Origin of the sequence: Rhodovulum strictum, from assembly GCF_009649175.1 — a bacterium.
GTDB lineage: Bacteria > Pseudomonadota > Alphaproteobacteria > Rhodobacterales > Rhodobacteraceae > Rhodovulum > Rhodovulum strictum.
Genome location: NZ_WJPO01000042.1, coordinates 1 through 16850 on the forward strand (window position 1 = coordinate 1; position 16850 = coordinate 16850).

Annotated in this window: 14 protein-coding genes and 2 pseudogenes; 3 read left to right on the top strand and 13 right to left on the bottom strand. The window is 66.1% G+C overall.

The annotated features are described in order from the left end of the window. Positions 1–66: 66 nt before the first annotated feature. From GH815_RS17580 to GH815_RS17595, 4 genes and pseudogenes are all read right to left on the bottom strand, one after another. Positions 67–429, bottom strand: coding sequence for a C40 family peptidase (locus GH815_RS17580; RefSeq protein ID WP_246176514.1), 363 nt, complete (start codon positions 427–429; stop codon positions 67–69). Further along, a complete protein-coding gene (locus tag GH815_RS17585; protein WP_153750045.1) occupies positions 422–1327 on the bottom strand; it encodes a DUF2163 domain-containing protein in 906 nt (301 codons plus the stop codon). The genes GH815_RS17580 and GH815_RS17585 overlap by 8 nt, the downstream gene beginning before the upstream one ends. Further along, complete coding sequence (locus tag GH815_RS17590) at positions 1324–1596, bottom strand: hypothetical protein (protein WP_246176516.1); 273 nt, start codon at positions 1594–1596, stop codon at positions 1324–1326. The genes GH815_RS17585 and GH815_RS17590 overlap by 4 nt, the downstream gene beginning before the upstream one ends. A 23-nt stretch (positions 1597–1619) precedes the next feature. Continuing rightward, positions 1620–1934: pseudogene (locus GH815_RS17595) on the bottom strand (DUF2460 domain-containing protein); the annotation flags it as partial. A gap of 57 nt (positions 1935–1991) precedes the next feature. Here GH815_RS17595 and GH815_RS17600 point away from each other — a divergent pair. From GH815_RS17600 to GH815_RS17610, 3 genes and pseudogenes are all read left to right on the top strand, one after another. Continuing rightward, positions 1992–2204: pseudogene (locus tag GH815_RS17600) on the top strand (integrase core domain-containing protein); the annotation flags it as partial. 361 nt (positions 2205–2565) lie between these two features. Beyond that, on the top strand, positions 2566–3783 hold the full coding sequence (locus tag GH815_RS17605; protein WP_246176519.1) for a PQQ-dependent sugar dehydrogenase: 1218 nt from the start codon (positions 2566–2568) through the stop codon (positions 3781–3783). Beyond that, positions 3783–4361, top strand: a complete 579-nt coding sequence (locus tag GH815_RS17610) for a c-type cytochrome (protein ID WP_153750048.1) — start codon at positions 3783–3785, stop codon at positions 4359–4361. Before GH815_RS17605 ends, GH815_RS17610 begins: the two co-directional genes overlap by 1 nt. A gap of 10 nt (positions 4362–4371) precedes the next feature. On the opposite strand, the gene GH815_RS17615 is transcribed toward GH815_RS17610, so the two are convergent. The 9 genes from GH815_RS17615 to GH815_RS17655 form a co-directional block, all read right to left on the bottom strand. Then, positions 4372–5382 (bottom strand): quaternary amine ABC transporter ATP-binding protein, encoded by a 1011-nt coding sequence (locus tag GH815_RS17615; RefSeq protein ID WP_153750049.1) that lies wholly within the window; start codon positions 5380–5382, stop codon positions 4372–4374. Next, positions 5379–6266 (bottom strand): ABC transporter permease, encoded by an 888-nt coding sequence (locus GH815_RS17620; protein WP_153750050.1) that lies wholly within the window; start codon positions 6264–6266, stop codon positions 5379–5381. Before GH815_RS17620 ends, GH815_RS17615 begins: the two co-directional genes overlap by 4 nt. Before the next feature lie 77 nt (positions 6267–6343). After that, on the bottom strand, positions 6344–7354 hold the full coding sequence (locus GH815_RS17625) for a glycine betaine ABC transporter substrate-binding protein (protein ID WP_153750051.1): 1011 nt from the start codon (positions 7352–7354) through the stop codon (positions 6344–6346). Between the two features lie 296 nt (positions 7355–7650). After that, positions 7651–8796, bottom strand: a complete 1146-nt coding sequence (locus GH815_RS17630) for a lytic murein transglycosylase (RefSeq protein WP_153750052.1) — start codon at positions 8794–8796, stop codon at positions 7651–7653. A 132-nt stretch (positions 8797–8928) separates the two neighbouring features. Then, positions 8929–12045, bottom strand: a complete 3117-nt coding sequence (locus GH815_RS17635) for an efflux RND transporter permease subunit (protein ID WP_153750053.1) — start codon at positions 12043–12045, stop codon at positions 8929–8931. 3 nt (positions 12046–12048) lie between these two features. Continuing rightward, positions 12049–13146, bottom strand: coding sequence for an efflux RND transporter periplasmic adaptor subunit (locus GH815_RS17640; protein ID WP_211365124.1), 1098 nt, complete (start codon positions 13144–13146; stop codon positions 12049–12051). A gap of 158 nt (positions 13147–13304) precedes the next feature. Next, a complete protein-coding gene (locus GH815_RS17645) occupies positions 13305–14405 on the bottom strand; it encodes an alpha/beta hydrolase (protein WP_246176518.1) in 1101 nt (366 codons plus the stop codon). Further along, positions 14398–14919 carry an HdeD family acid-resistance protein gene (locus tag GH815_RS17650; protein WP_153750054.1) on the bottom strand — a complete coding sequence of 174 codons (522 nt, stop codon included), beginning with the start codon at positions 14917–14919 and terminating at the stop codon, positions 14398–14400. Before GH815_RS17650 ends, GH815_RS17645 begins: the two co-directional genes overlap by 8 nt. A gap of 140 nt (positions 14920–15059) precedes the next feature. Continuing rightward, a complete protein-coding gene (locus GH815_RS17655) occupies positions 15060–16607 on the bottom strand; it encodes a phospholipase D family protein (protein ID WP_153750055.1) in 1548 nt (515 codons plus the stop codon). Positions 16608–16850 lie beyond the last annotated feature (243 nt).

The following is a 16850-nucleotide window of genomic DNA, read 5'->3' on the forward strand; positions in this document are numbered from 1 at the left end:
AAGGCGCATCGCACGGCTTCGAGCCTGCGGGCGAAAAAAGGGGGCCCGATGACAAGCGCGGCCGCCTCATCGGGCGATGTGTGCAGGGCCGGGCACGAGGATGCCGCAGTGCTTGGCCGGGCCGCTTGCCACCATACGGAACAGTATCAGTGCCCCGGGTTCGGCGGCGCCCACGGGGATCTCGATCAGGAAAGCCCGGGCGGCCTCCCACATCACTTCTCGGCCGCTGCTCTCGCCCCAGTCGCGGGTGTAGGGCGGCGGGGCGACGGGTTCGGCCCCGTGCAGATCGCGCCAGATGCCGCGGGCAAGTCCGAGGCAATCGGAGCCAAGACCCCGGACGGAGGCTTGATGGAGGTCGGGCGTGCCGAGCCAGCCTTCCGCGATCGCCACCACGCGGGCGGAATCAGCCGGGGCGCGGGTCTCAGCCATCGGCAAGGGGGCGCAGGGGCGCGCCGGAGTTGGCGTCGGTCTCGTTCGGGTAATGCGTCACCAGATCGTCGCCAGGGATTGATGGGAAACCGCGGAAGTTCAGCGCATTGCCGAACCGGTCGCGGCAGGTGGCGTGGCGCTTGTCGCAGCCTGCGGTGATGGCGAAGAAATCTCCCGGTGTGATCGGGCGCACGGGCGCTTCCATCAGGGTGATCGTGGCTGTGCCGCTGGCCAGCGTGTGGCTTGCCACCTCCGCCCTCCGCCCGGCATTGGCGCCGGAGGTCCATTCCACCACCCCGAAATCGAACCAGCCCGAGGCAAAGGCCCCAAGGCCGGTCGCGACGGTGAACCGCCGGTCTCCGATCGTGGCTGTCGCAGCGCTAGTGCCGCGATACAGGGCGCCCGTCAGGTTCGCCCCGCAGCGGGCATCACCCAGCGTCGCGTCGCAGAAATACTGAAATGTGCGCCCCACCGGCTGGTTCAGAAGATGCGCTAACGCTCGCACTTCGGCCGTGAAGGCATGCCGCCCGCGCCTGATCTCGCCGATGCTGCCCCGGCGCATCAGCACGCGCTGGCTGACGGCTTGCCAGTTCACCAGCCATACTTCGACCGCAGCATTGTCCCAGAGGCCATCTGCGATATCGGTCTCGGTGATCCGGTCTGACCTGAGCGCGCCTTGCACGTCCTGGGCGTCAACCGACAGATCGCCGAGGCTTCTGATCTCGCTGGCGACAAAGCCGGTCTCGGGTTCGAAGCTGGTGCCTGCAAAGGTGAGGGTGAGGTCATGATCGGTGAAGCCGAACACCGCGCCATCGCGGCGTTGCAGCCGCCAACACCACGCGAGGGTGGTCGTGCCTTCGTCCAAATGCGCTTGGAAACCTGCGGGCAGGGTCTTCATGGGGTGCGGTCCTGTTGTTCGAGGCGGCCGACGGCGGCGCCGATGCGGGCGATGTTCTCGTCAAGGCGGATCATCCGCTCTTCGATGACCGCAATGGCGCGCAGGGCCTCGGCCATGTCGCGGATTTGCTCGGGGCGGATGACGGAGAGCTCGGTGACCTGCCGTTCGATCATCGCGACGCGGGTGTTGATGATCCCGGCCCACCAGATCGCCGCGCCGCCTTGGGCAGAAAGGGCGAGGGCCAGTGAAACATAGGCCACGAAGCCCATCGAGTTGCGGTCTTTGGGCGGGGTCATCGACGCACCTCGATCAGGGGAATGGTGGGGATGGAGCCGGTGCGTTCGATGTCGAGCGTGACGGGCAGCTCGTCGGTGTCAAAGCGCACCGGCACGTCGAATTCGAACCCGGCCCGGATCACCGCGCCGGTGGTGGGCGGAACAGCGAAGGTGATGATCCCGGTGGTGGTGTTGACGGACCAGCCGGACCCTTGCGTCACCCCGTTCAGCGACACGGTGACGGTGCCCGCCACAGGTTTGATGATCGTTCGCGCCCAGGATTGCGCGCCGGAGGCATAGGTCTTGGTCAGGGCAAAGGTGGTGGTCGACCCTCGCGCGTCGCGCCCGCGTCACGCGCGGTAGTAATTACTGGTTCTTTACTTACAGGGTTAAACGAGGAAATCTTCGACAGCCTTGCAGATGCCCGCAGGACGCTGGCCCTCTGGCGCTACCTCTACAACAACGTCAGGCCGCATTCCTCGCTCGGCGGAATGACCCCAGCAGAAGCGCGCCCGAAGCTTGAGCAACTTGATGGCTCCGCGCCCGGCGCGCTTGCCCAACCCGAAAATGACCACTATCAAACCCAAGGACTCTCGTTATGAACGAGGGACGTTCCGGGGGGCAGGTCAGTTCCGAAAAAACCTGACGATGGACACCCGGCGCGGTTCATGCCCCACTCATCACGCCTTGCCCCTCTGTCCTCGGTGACGGGACAGAAAGCGGCAGCCTCCCCGAGCAGATGGCCGGAAAACTCAGCCCAAGCTCCAAAGTCTGGACCTGCCGCTGCGGAGGTCAAGATGCATTAGAACAATTATAAAGTTTGACACAAGGTTAACGGCGCCCAATGGTCACGTTGTCGCAGGAGGAGCGACAACCGAATCCCCGTCGCAAGGGATTCACCATATCGGGAGGACAGGAATGCTCAGGAAAAGAGTGCTTGGCGGGCTTTTGCTCGGCACCGTGATGGCCATGCCGCTTGCCGCGCAGGACAACATGGACAAGCTGACGAACATGCAGCGCACGGATGCGACGTTCACCTTCGTCGATCAGGGCGGGGACCGGGCTGCGGCGCTGAACGCCATCGTTCCGCATATCAACGTGCCCGAGGGCTTCGAGATCAGCCTTTACGCGATCGTGCCCGACGCGCGTTCGATGGCGGTTGCGCCGCAGGGAACGGTCGTCTTCGTCGGCACGCGCAAGGACAAGGTCTGGTCGGTGGTCGACCGCGACCGCGACCGGGTGGCCGATCAGGTCATGGATTTCGCCCCGTCGATTACCTTCGACATTCCCAACGGTCCCTGCTTCTCGCGCGACGGGTTCCTGTACATCGCCGAGCGCAACCGCGTTCTCGTCTTTCCGGCGGCCGAGTTCTTCTTCGAGGGTCCGGATCCGGCCGTGGGCGTCGTGGTGGCGCAGGGCGCGCTGGTTCCGCCCGAGGAGGAAAGCTTCAACCACACTGCCCGGGTCTGCCGCGTGGGGCCGGATGGCAAGCTCTATATCTCGCTCGGCCAGCCCTACAACGTGCAGCCGGTCGAGAAGCACGAGATGTATGACCAGATCGGCATCGGCGGCATCATCCGGATCAACACCGACGGCTCTGGCCGCGAGGTCTATACCCGCGGCATCCGCAATTCGGTCGGCCATGACTTCAACCCGGCCAATGGCGATCTGTGGTTCACCGACAACCAGGTGGACGGCATGGGGGACGACATCCCGCCGGGCGAGCTGAACCGCCAGACCGCGGCGGGCCAGCATTTCGGCTTCCCCTGGACCAATGCGCGCGTCGAGATTCCGGAATACAGGAACGTGCCGCGGCCCGAAGGCGTCGAGTTCATCGAACCGCAGGTCGAGATGCCGGCCCATGCCGCCGATCTGGGCATGAGCTTCTACCGGGGCAATTCCTTCCCCGAGAAGTATCGCGGCGGCATCTTCTCGGCCCAGCATGGATCGTGGAACCGCACCACGCCGGTCGGCGCCCGGGTGATGTTCACCGCGCTGGACGAAGACGGCAACGCCGCCGGGACCGAGGTTTTTGCCGATGGCTGGCTGAACGAGGACACGGGCGAATATCGCGGTCGTCCGATGGACATTGCCTTCCTGCCCGATGGCTCGATGCTGGTCTCGGACGACTTCGCGGGCGCGATCTGGCGCATCGCCTACAACCCGGCACCGGCCGAGTAATGCGGCTTGCGGTGCTTTTCGTTCTCGGCGGGCTTGCGCTCGCCGGGGGCGGCCCTGCCGCGGCCGAGGATCCGGCGGCCGGTCGGCAGGTGGCGAACATGTGCCGGACCTGTCATGGGATTGACGGCTACGCGCAGGTTCCGATTGCCCCCCATATCGGTGGCGAGCCGAAGGAATATATCGAGGCCCAACTGATGGCCTTCAAGACCGGCGCCCGGGAACACGAGATCATGTCGGTCGTGTCTGCAAGCCTGTCGGCGCAACAGATTTCGGACGTTGCGGCCTGGTATGCCGCGCATACGGCCACGGCAACCCTACCCGACGGTGTCAGCGCCGCCGATGCGCCCGTGGCCTGCGTGTCCTGCCACGGGGTCGACGGCATTTCGGTCGCGCTGAATGCGCCGAACCTTGCGGGCGAGGTCAACATCTACATCGACACCCAGCTCAAGGCGTTCCGCAGCGGCAAGCGCCGTCACGCGATCATGTCCGAAATCGCCGCCGACATGACCGACGAGGAAATCCGGGCGGTCGCGGACTGGTACTCTCGCATCACGCTTGAGATCGCCGCGGCCGAGTGAGTTTTGCGCGTCATGCGTGGATCGCGCGGATGGCCGATTTCAGGTCTACCCCGCCGACGATCCGGCCGGTCCTGTCCGAAACGGCGACGCGCTGTCCCGGTGCGTCGGACAGGTGCAGAAGCGCGTCCTCAAGCAGGGTGTCATGCGGCAGAACCGGCCCCTCCGGGGCGTCGCCCTCGACCAGCGAGCCAAGCCGGATGACGCGCCCCCGATTGATATCCTTGACGAAATCGTGGATGTAGGCATCGGCGGGCCGCAGCACGATCTGTTGCGCGCTGCCCTGCTGCACGACCGCGCCATCGCGCAGGATCGCGATATTGTCGCCAAGCCGCAGCGCCTCGTCCAGATCATGCGTGATGAAGACGATGGTCTTGTGCAGTTCCTGCTGCAATTCCAGCAAGATGCCCTGCATCTCGGTGCGGATCAGCGGATCGAGCGCGGAAAAGGCTTCGTCCATCAACAGGATATCGGCATCGGTGGCCAGGGCGCGCGCCAGCCCCACGCGCTGCTGCATGCCGCCCGAAAGCTGGGCGGGGTAGTGGTTTTCGTAGCCGTCAAGACCCACCCGCGCGATCCAGTGGCGCGCGGCCCTTGTGCTGTCCGTTTCGGATCGGCCCTGCACCTGCAACCCGTAGGCCACGTTCTGAAGGATCCTGCGATGCGGCAGAAGGCCGAATTTCTGGAAGACCATCGAGGTCCTGAACCGCCGCAGGTCACGCAACTGGCGCTCGGACATGCGCAGCACGTCTTCGCCGTCAATCAGGATTTCCCCGGCTGTCGGGTCGATCAGGCGGTTGATATGGCGGATCAGGGTCGATTTTCCCGACCCCGACAATCCCATGATGACCTGCAAGCCGTGCGGCTGGATATCCAGGCTGACATCGTTGATCCCGAGCACATGATCGTGATGCGCCAGCAGATCCTCCTTGGACAGACCCTCGCGCACCAGCGCCAGAACACTGTCCGGGGACTTGCCGAAGATCTTGTACAGGTTACGGATCGAGATCTTGGCGTCACTCATTGCCCCTGCCCCTTGCGATGCGCCTGAAGGCGCTGGCCATAGCGTTGCGACACCCGGTCGAAGATGATCGCCAGCGCGACGATCGCCAGCCCGTTCATGATGCCTAGCGCCAGATACTGGTTGGAAATCGCACGCAGGACCGGAACCCCCAGACCCTGCACCCCGATCATCGAGGCGATCACCACCATCGCCAGCGCCATCATGATCGTCTGGTTGATGCCGGCAAAGATGTTGGGCAGCGCCAGCGGCACCTGCACCCCCCACAGCTTCTGCCAGTTCGACGCGCCAAAAGCCGTCGCGGCCTCCAGCACGTCGCGATCCACCAGCCGGATGCCCAGATTTGTCAGCCGCACGATGGGCGGCAGGGCATAGATGCAGACCGCGATCAGGCCCGGCACCCGCCCGATGCCCAGAAGCATGACGACAGGGATGAGATAGACGAAGGAGGGGATGGTCTGCATCACGTCCAGAACCGGCGTGATCGTCGATTGCGCGCGGTTGGAGCGCGCCATCAGGATGCCCAGCGGAATGCCGATGGCGACGCACAGGATCGTCGCGACCGAGATGATGGCCAGCGTCGACATCGTGTCATGCCACATGCCGAAATAGCCGATCAGGAAGAACGCGGCCACGCTGCCCAGCGTCATCAGCCAGCTGCGCGACCCGGCCCAGACCAGAACGCCGATGGCCCCCAGGATGATGGGCCAGGGCGTGTTCACCAGAAGATTGTCGAACCAGACCAGAAATCGCAGCAGCGGATGAAAGAAAGCCTCGATGGCTTCGCCCCATTCGCGCGAGAAATCGCGGAAACCGGCATCTATGCCGCGTCGCAGGGCGGCCAGATCGGCGCGGCCCATGGACGGAAAGGTTGTCAGGAAATCCATGACGCGCACTCCTTGCTGAATGCAGACGGGGACAGGACGCCGCAAGGCGCCCCATCCGTCAGTTCAGGCAGCCGGACTCAAAGCCCGGCGCGGATGCGGTTCGCGACATCCTCGGGCACCCAGGCGGCCCAGATGTCTTGGTGATTGGCAAGAAACTCGAACGCGGCTTCTTCGCCGGTGGCCTGGTTCTCGTTCATGTAGACGAGCATCGCATTCATCACGTCGCCCGGAAACACCCGCGCTGCAAGATAGTCGCGCGCAACGCCCGCCGTTTCCAGAAAGCGCGTGGTCACCACGGTTTCAACCTCCGACACGGTCCAGGAGGTGGCCTGTGGATCAAGGCAATCCTGTTCGGACAACGCGATGCAGCCATCCCAGTTGTCGCTGCCGGCCCATTCGGCCTCGAACGGCAGCAGGACCATGTTGTAGCGCCCGATCATGGCCGTGGGCGACCAGTAATAGCCGAACCACGGCGTCCCCCGTTCGACGGCCCGGGCCATCGACCCGTCCAGCCCGGCGGCAGAGCCGGGATCGACCATGATCCATCCCTTTTCCTCCATGCCGAAGGCACGGAACAGGTTCGCATTGACCAGCTGGCAGCCCCACCCGGCCGGACAGCCGACAAAGGCCCCGCGCGAGGGGTTTTCGGGATGGGGGAACAGATCGGGACGGGCCAGAACCTTTTCCACGGTATCAAGCTCGGGATGGGCTTCGGCGAAGGCGGGCGTCACCCACCAGCCTTCGCCCAGATCCGTGATCGGGCCATCGTTCAGCGCGTGCAGCGCGCCATCGGCCTTTGCCGCCTCCAGCGCGATGCGCACAGAATTGATCCACAATTCGGGCGCCACATCGGGTTGCCCGCGGGTTTCCATCGACGCAAAGGTGGTTTCGGTCGCGCCCGGCACAAGCGACACGTTGCAGCCATATCCCAGTTCCAGGATCAGCGCGTCCACATTGGCCATGAATTCGGCCGATGCCCAGTTCATTTCCGCAATCGAGACGTCGGCGCATTCATCCGCGGCGGCAGTCGTGCCGGAAGTGCTTGCAATGGCAATCAACACGATTGCCCCGAAGATTCTGGATTTCATGAAGATCCCCCTGATCTTTCCATCGTTCGTTTGGCGACAGACCGCGCCCGCACGTGGATATTGCGAGGACGCTGCTGCCAGCGAAGCAACGGGCGGCCGCATCACTCCATGCGCAGGACCGCGCGGGCGACTACCCATCAGGTGGGCGCCAGTAGAGTCCAATCCCTCCCCGATTGCAAGTCCGTCACGGGAAATCGGTTTTCCGGCGGGATCGTGCGAACCGACGACTTGCCGATCTGGCCCCTTGCAGAGCCCTTATCGCGGCTGTCGGGGGGGCGCTGCCACGGCGCCCGCTGTCACAGCAGGCTTTGAAGCAGTCCCGGCGAGGGTGTTCCGGTGACCGGCAAGCCTCGGCTCGCCTGATAGGCGCGGATCGCGGTTTCGGTGTTGCGGCCGATCACCCCGTCCGTACCCTGGGTATCGAAGCCGCGCGCCGTAAGCCGTTGCTGCAAGCTGATCCGGTCCGCCTTGGTCAGACCGTTGGCATCGGGCGGAAAACTGGCGCGCAACGGCCCGGCCCCGCCGATCCGGTCGGCCAGATGCCCCACCCCGATCGCATAGGCATCGGAATTGTTGTAACGCTTGATCACGCGGAAATTGGCGGTCGTGGCAAAGCTGGGGCCACCCGGCTGCGGCTGGATCACCGTGCCGGACGGCCCGCCCGCGCCAAGCTCGCCCCCCCATCGCAGCCCGCGTGTCCAGCCATTGCGCTGAAGGTAGGCCGCCGCCGAGGCAAGGGCGTCGCTCGGATCGTCCGACCAGATGTCGCGCCGCCCGTCCCCGGTGAAATCCACCGCGAATTGCAGATAGGAGGTCGGCATGAACTGCGTATGTCCCATTGCGCCCGCCCAGCTGCCGGTCATGCGGGCGGGCGCAATGTCGCCGTCCTGCACGATCCGCAGCGCCGCCACCAGCTGCTGTTCAAAGAACCGCCCGCGCCGCCCGTCAAAGGCCAGCGTCGAGGTGGACGAGATCACCGGCACCTCGCCCCGCCGCTCGCCATAAAAGCTTTCAAGCCCCCAGATCGCGGTGACGATCTGCGCCTCGACGCCATAGCGATCCTCGATGGCGGCCAGCGTGCCGCGATGCCGGGCAAGGGCGGCACGCCCCTTCTGCACCCGTTCCTCGGACACGGCGATGGACAGGTAATCCTCAAGCGTGCGGGTGAACTCGGTCTGGTTGCGGTCGCGCGTGACGACGCCGGGCAGATAGCCTGTGCCGCGAAAGGCCGCTGACAGCGTGGATTGCGATATCCCCTGCGCCCCGGCGCGGTCGCGGAACGACGCGATCCAGGCGTCATAGGCGCTGTTCGGCGCGGGGCGCAGATCGTCGGGCAGGCCCCCCGGCGCGGCGGTGCCCAGCCGGCCCGGCTCCGCGCGCGCACAGGCCGCAAGCCCAAGGCAGGCAAGCCCCAGCGCGAACTGGCGTCGATTGGTCTGCATGGGTCTGCTCCCCTCACGGATTTTTCCGCACAGGATGCCGCCAGCGGGTCCGGCACACAATGCCAAAGCGCCGGACCTTCGCGATCGTGACAGGATGCAGGCGGGCGCACGCCGACCCGCCCTGGCCGCGGCTCAGGACGGCTTGCGCCGAACCCTTTCGCGCAGCGTCTGGAAGGCGACGTAAAGCGCGGGAATGACGAAGATCCCCACCAGCGCCGCCGCCAGCATGCCGCCTGCAACCCCGGTGCCAACCGCGCGGCGCGACAGCATCGAGGCCCCCTCGGCAGTGACCAGCGGGATCAGCCCCGCGATAAAGGCAAAGCTTGTCATCATCACCGCCCGGAACCGGGCATGGGCGCCTGCGATGGCGGCATCCGCGATCGCCACGCCCGCCTCGCGCCGCGCCTTGGCGAATTCCACGATCAGGATCGCGTTCTTCGCGGCCAGCGCAAGCAGCACGACCAGCCCGATCTGCGCATAGATGTTGAAGGGCAGCCCCGTCAACAGCAAGGCCAGCATCGCGCCCGCCACCCCGAAAGTGACCGACAACAGTACCGGCACCGGGATCGTCCAGCTTTCGTAAAGCGCGACAAGGAACAGATAGGCGAACAGCACCGCAAGGCCCAGGATCGCCGCCGTCTGCCCGGCCGCCTGTTTCTCCTGCAATGCGGTGCCGGTCCATTCGACATCGAAACCGGGCGGCAGGTTGGCGGCGGCGACCTCCTCCATCGCGCTGAGCGCGTCGCCCGACGCCACGCCCGGCGCAGGCTCGCCGCTGATCTTCGTGGCGCGCTGGTTGTTGTAGCGTTGCAGCGACATCGGCCCGACCGTGTAATCGACGCTGGCAAAGGCGCCCACCGGCACCATCTGGCCGCTGGCCGAGCGGACATGGACGCGCGCGATATCGCCGACCTGATCGCGATCCTCGGGCGCGGCCGTCATCCGCACCTGCCAGGACCGGCCGAACATGTTGAAATCGTTCACATAGGCCGAGCCCAGCGTGGGTTGCAGCGCCGCAAAGACGTCCGAGACGGAAATCCCCAGCGCATAAAGCCGCTCGCGGTCGATATCCAGGAAAAGCTGCGGGCTGTTGGCCGAGAAGGTGGTGTAGACACCCGAAAGCCGCGGATCGCCATTCGCCGCAAATGCCAGACCGCGCGCCGTTGCGGCCAGCTCATCCGCGGGGCGCCCCTGGCTGTCCAGCAATTGCAACTCGAAGCCCGAGCCGCTGCCAAGCCCGGCAATCGGCGGCAGGTTGAAGGCAATGACCTGCGCCTCGCGGATCGCCGCCCCCTGCCGCATCGCCTGGCCGATGGCGGCGAACACCGAGGTCTCTGCCGTGGTCCGCTCCTCGAAGGGCTGCATCGTGACCAGCGCAAAGGCGGCGTTCGACTTGGTGATGCCGTCGAGGATGGAAAAGCCGATCACCGAGGTGACGCTGTCCACCCCCGGCAGGCCCAGCAGGATCTGTTCCACCTGACGCTGCGCCGCCTCGGTACGGTTCACCGACGCCGCCTCGGGCAGGCGCGTCTCGACGATGAAGGAGCCCTGATCCTCGGAGGGCAGAAAGCCGGTCGGCACCGCGCGGAACAGACCCGCCGTCAGCACCATCGCGCCCGCCAGCAACACCAGCCCCAGCACCGCACGCCGCGCCAGCGCACCGGCGACGGCCGTATAGCGGTCGCGGGCAAAGTCGATACCCGCCGATATGCGGCCCATGATGCCCTTGCGGGGGCCATGATGGGGTTTCAGCACGATGGCGCACAGCGCGGGCGACAGCGTCAGCGCGTTGATCGCCGAGATCACCATCGAGACCGACACCGCGACCGCGAATTGCTGGAACAATTGCCCCGAGATGCCGGGGATGAACGCGACCGGCACAAAGACGGACAAGAGTACCAGCGTGATCGCGACAATGGCGCCGGTGATCTCGCCCATCGCGGCCGAGGCCGCCTCGGCCGGCGTCATCGAGGGGTTCTCGGCCATCTTGGCCTCGACCGCCTCGACCACCACGATGGCATCGTCCACAACGATGCCGATGGCCAGCACCAGCGCCAGAAGCGACACGGTGTTCAGCGTGAAGCCCATCGCCAGCATCACCGCGAAGGTGCCCACCAGCGCCACCGGCACCGCGATAAGCGGCACGATGGTCGCGCGCAGCGAGCCGAGGAACAGGAAGACCACCAGCACGACAAGGATGAACGCCTCGAACAGCGTATGCTGCACCTCGGCGATGCTTTCCTTCACGAAGGCCGAACTGTCCGAAACGACCTTGTAGGCCATGCCCTCGGGAAAGCGGTCGGCAGCGCGCGCCATCGCCGCCTTGACCCCGTCAGCCGCGGCAATCGCGTTTCCGCCGGGCGCAAGATAGATGCCGATCAGCGTTGCCGGCGCACCGTCAAAGCTGGTCGTCACGTCCGAATTGCGCTCGCCAAGGCTGACATCGGCCACGTCGCCGACACGGACCACGCTGCCATCGGCGGCGGCGCGGATGATGATGCGGGCGAATTCCTCGGGGCTTTCCAGACGGCCCTGCGTCGTGATGTTCAGTTGCAGCCCGGGATCCTGCGTCACCGGCTGGCCGCCGACCCGCCCGATGGCCGCCTGCACGTTCTGGCTGCGCAAGGCCGCCATCACGTCGCCCGGCGTCAGGTTCAGCGCCGCCAGCCGGTCCACATTCAGGTCGATCCGCATCGCGAACTGGTTCGCGCCGAACATCGACGCATCGCCCACGCCCTCGACCCGCTTCAGCGCGTCCAGCAGGTTGATGCGGGCATAGTTGGTCAGGTCCGCGCCGGTCACGCGGTCATCCTCGGCGTAAAGCGCCACGCCCATCAGCAGCGAGGAGGATTTCTTGGCCACCCGCACGCCGGTCTGGCGCACTTCGGCGGGCAATAGCGGCTCGGCCAGCGCCACGCGGTTCTGCACATTGACCGTGGCAATGTCGGGATCGGTGCCCACCTCGAAGCTGATATTCAGGATATAGGTGCCGTCCGCGCCCGAGGTGGACGACATGTAGATCATGTCATCGACGCCGATCACCTGATCCTCGATGACCTGGGCCACGGTCTGTTCCACCACCTCGGCGCCCGCGCCCGGATAGCTGGCGGTCACGGAAACCTGCGGCGGCACGATGTCGGGAAACTGCTCGACCGGCATCCGCGTCAGCGCGATGATACCGGCAAGGAACAGCACGATCGAGATCACCCCGGCCAGGCGGGGGCGACGGATGAAGGTATCGGCCAGCATGCTCTAGCCGTCCCCGGCCGGGGCGGCGTCGACCACGGCCCCCGGGCGCACCTTGTTGATCCCCTCGGTGATGACGCGCTCGCCCTCGGCCAGACCCTCGGCGATGACCGCATAGCCCTGCGTGCTGCGGGCCACCGTCACGCGGCGCTGCTCGGCCAGGTTGCCCGCGCCCACCACCAGCACAAAGGCACCCTGAACGTCACGCTGCACCGCCTGCTGCGGCACGGCAAGCTCGCCCCGGGGCTTGTGCGAGGTCAGGGTGACGCGCACCAGTTCCCCGTCCAGCAGCACCCCCTCGGGATTGTCGAACCGCGCGCGCATGGTCACGCTGTCGGTGCCCGGGTTCACGGCGCTGTCCACGAAATCGACATCGCCCGGCAGCGCATAGGTGCTGCCATTGGCCAGTTGCAGCGTCACCGCCTCGAGCTTGGAGGCTTCGCCCGCCGCGATCCGTTCCTGATAGGTCCGCAGCGCCGCGGTCGGCGCCGTGAATTCGGCATGGATCGGGTCAAGCCGGAACAGCGTTGCCAGCGCCCCCGCTTCGGGTCCGATCAGCGCGCCGACATCGACCATGGCCGGACCGATACGGCCCGCAAAGGGCGCGGCGATCTCGGTATAGGACAGGTTCAGCCGCGCCCGGTCCAGCGCGGCCGACAACCGCATGACATCCGCCTCGCGGCTGGCCAGTTCCGCCTCGGCATTGTCCAGCACCGCCTGCGCGGCGGCCTGCCGGGCGACCAGTTCCGCCTGCCGGTCGCGTTCAAGCCGGGCCCGGTCGCGGGCAGCTTCGGCCCCCAGCCGTGCGCCCTCGGCCTCCTTGACCGCGGTGGCATAAAGCGCCTGCTCGATCCGGAAGAGAAGCTGGCCTTCCTCGACCCGGTCGCCCGCGGAAAACCCGATCTCCTCCAGCGTGCCGCCCACCCGCGCAACCAGCACCACACGGCGGTCGGCATCCAGCCGCCCGTTGAAACTGGCAGTTTCCGCAAGGTCCAAGATTTCGGCCGGCACCGCCACCACGGCGGGGGCGGGGGCATCCTGTGCCTGCAATGCCCCGGCCGACAGCGCCACCATGCCCATGATCAGGCGGATCCGCTTGCCCACGATCTCCCTCCCCCCGATGAACCCGCGTTTTTCCGGGGCTCACCCTTTCGTGATAGCCCCGCGCCGCTTTCCGTCAAGACTTCGGGCCAGTGCGAACGGGCCCGCTCCTACGTCGTTTCGGGCCGCCGCATGCCGGGCAGCCGGACCGCGGCGCAGCGTCACTCTCCCGGCTCAAGGCGCCACAGGTTCGCCTCCAGTTGCACCATGTTCCGGCGCGCGGCGGCCGACAGCCCCTGGTTCAGAAGCTGGTCCATATCCGCACCGACCTCGGCATTGTAGACATGATAGAGATGCCCCGTGGGGCTGCGTACCTGAAGCGCGCTCAGATCGACCACCTCGACTCCCTCCAGACGCGACACATCGTTGCCGGTCTGGCCAAGACGCGGATAGCCATGCACCTGTTGCGACAGCGCCAGCGGGCGGTCGGCCCTGGCGACATAGACCGTGATGCTTTGCACGGCGGGCCGGATGCGCGGCAGAAGCCGGGTGAAAAGGTCGAAATCCATGTCGGGCGCCAGCAGCACGAGATCGCCCAGCTTCACCTCGGGCCGCTGCGCCACAACGTCATGGATCGCAAGCACCATGCCGCGCGCGCCCAGGCTGTGGCCGGCAAGATCGACCACGCCGGGGCCGAAACGGTCCGCAAGCTCGATGATCGCCTCGGCGATGTCGAGCACGCTCCAGTAAAGGTCGGCCTCGTCTTGGGTGTAGTTCAGCAGGTTGCCGTCCGATGGCCAGCTGAACCACAGGAAACGCCCCTCAAGCCCGGCATTTCTTTGCAGGATCGCGGCCCGGCGGCAGCCCTTGTCGAAGTCGATGTAGAACCCATGCGTATAAAGCAGCGGCGAGGCCCCCGCGCTGCTGGCCGCAAGGGCCGACAGAACCTCGTCGCGCGGCATGGGCCGAATATCCGCGACCCGCAGGATTTCCTCGGGAATGCGAAAGGGGGCGGCATCGGCGATCGGCGCCAGAATGTCCAGCCGCCGCTCGGCGATGTCGCAATACCCGGCGTCAAGAACCCCGCGCTCGGAACCGTAGAAGCGGCGCGGATCGGTATCGCCGGTCCGGTTGCGGATCGTGAGGTAGGGCACGCTCCGCGATGCGGCTTCTTCGGCCATTGCGGGCAGGACGGGGGGCATCAGGATGGCGGCCAGTTGGATGGCCGCCAGGCAGACCGCACTCACAGGACCGCCGCGGCGACGTCGGGCGGTGCCGCAACCCTCGCCCGGAACAAGGGGCGTGGCGGATGCGTCAGGCATTTTTCGGGGCACGCCGGTCCAGTGCGAGATAGATCATAGATACGCCGTTCGAGATCAGCTCGACCGCGAGGAACACCCCAAGCACCACGGCGCTGGACCAGGGATAATTCGCGAAGATCATGGCCGACAGCACGATGGAGAGCAGACCCGACACCACAAGGATGCTTCGGGTTCCCTCCGCAACAGAGGTGAAGGCAATGATGATCCTGAGCACGCCGATGACCATCAACAGAATCGCCACGGCGAAGGTCAGGCCCAGAACACCCTCAAGCGGATTCGCGATCAGGTTGATGCCGAACAGGGTGAGCAGGACGCCAAGGATGAAGGCCCAGATGCGGGCGGGCCAGCCCTGATCCCGGAACGCCGAAAAGAGCGTCAGAAGGCCGATGGCCGTGAACATGAAGCCCGCCATCAACGTGGCGGTCAGCGTCGCGGCAAATGGGTTCGCGAAAGCGACGAACCCGGCAATCACCGACAGGATGCCGACAATCAGCCACAGGAACCATGAAGTCATTTCACTTCCCCTCCCCTTGAAATGCGCAGCACCCGTGCCGCCAGTCGGGCGGCTTCCCGGGTGCGGCAATCTGACCGCAAGACCGGGATCCGATCAAGCATCAAACCCGCTCCTGTGCCCTTGTCTTCACCAGCAAGGGATCAAAGAAGCCATTCCAGCGGCAGCCAGCTCATCACGGTGACAAGACCGCGCTGCAAGGCGGTCGTGTTCGGTTCGCGCGCGAAGGTCACGACCTCGCCGCCCGAATTGGCCCCGCGCCACGAGATCGCGCCATCCGGTTCCGCGGTGACGGCATAGAACAACTCGGTCCGGTCCAGCGTGCGCAACAGGCCCGAGGCGATCGCGGGACTGTCGATCAGGAACCCCATCTCGGTGTTCAGCGAGGCCGAGCGCGGATCGAAGTTGAACGACCCGATGAAGATGCGCGCGCCATCGACGACGAAGGTCTTGGCGTGCAGGCTCGATTGCGAACCGGTCAGAATTTGCAGCAGCGACGCGCCGTCCGGCATGTCGGGCTGCGCGCGCAGTTCGAGTATCTCGGCCCCCGCCTGCGCCAGCCGGGCGCGGTATCCCATCCAGGCGCTGTGAACCGCCGCCACATCCGTCGCCTCGAGCGCGTTCGTCACCAATCTGGTGCGGATACCGTCCGCAAGATAGCCCTCGATCAGCGCCATGCCCGCATCGCCCGGGATGAGATAGGCAGAGACAAGATCCAGACTGTGCTCTGGCCGCCCCAACAGCATTGGCAGACGGCCGATCAGCAGGCTGTCTGCCCCGGCTTGGCCCAGCCCCTTGGCCGGATCGTCGGTGACCAGCGTGACACTTGTCCATTCAAGGATGTCCTCGCCCGCCAGCACCCGCGACAGAACGGGCGCATCGGCAACCGCCGCCGCATAATCCGACCCGCGCGCGCTGTCCCGCGCTTCGGCGACGGCACGGGCCATCTGGTCAAGCCCGCCGTCAGCGTGGGGCAGGATGTCTGCGGCGGCATAGGACGAGCCGCTGGTCCAGTAGGCGGCAAAGGTGTCGGAAACATCCCGTGCCGCGGGTCCGACGGCCAGTACGTCGAAGTCCAGAAAGGCCGTGCCCTCGCCATAGGCGAAATAGATGTCGCCGATGTTGCGCCCACCTATGACGGTCGCGACATTGTCCACCGTCATCGACTTGTTGTGCATCCGCCGGTTCAGCCGGAAGAAGTCGAAGGCATAGGACAAGAGCTTGGGACTGCGCATCGTGAAGGGGTTGAAGATGCGGATCTCGACATTTTCCATCCCGTCCAGATCGGCCAGCACGGCATCGAGGCCCGGGATGCCGTTGTCGTCGAGCAGCAGCCGCACCCGGACCCCACGCTCGGCTGCGGCCCGCAATTCCTCGAGCAGAAGCCAGCCGGTCGTGTCCATCTGCCAGATGTAGTATTGCAGGTCGATGCTTGTCTCGGCGGCCCGTGCCAGCAGGATGCGCGCGGCCAGCGCATCGCGGCCATCGGCCAGCGGCACCACCCCGCTCAGCCCCTCATGCGCGGCCATCAAGGGCAGGATCGCAGCCCCGAGGCGGGTATCGGCGCTGGCCGGAGGGGCGGCTTTGCCCCCGTCCTCGGGCAGGTCGGGCAGCGGATGGGTCAGGCGCAGAACCAGCACGGCCAGCACCAGAACGATCAGGATCGTCAGCAGACCCAGCAGAAAACGCATGCCTCGCCCCCTTCGTGACGCCCGCCTGCCGGATTTGTGGCACGCCCCCGTCTTTCCGGGCAAGCGTTTACACGAGAGGCCGCAATCCGAACCCGTGTCAGACCGGAGGCGCCGCGTTCCCCGGCCGCCGGGTGCGCGGCCGGGGATATGTGCCCTTTACGGGCGCTTGTCGCCGGTGATCATGGCGCGGGCGAGGTTTTCGCGATGCACGCTGCTGGCAAGCAGGACGCCGCCCAGATGCAG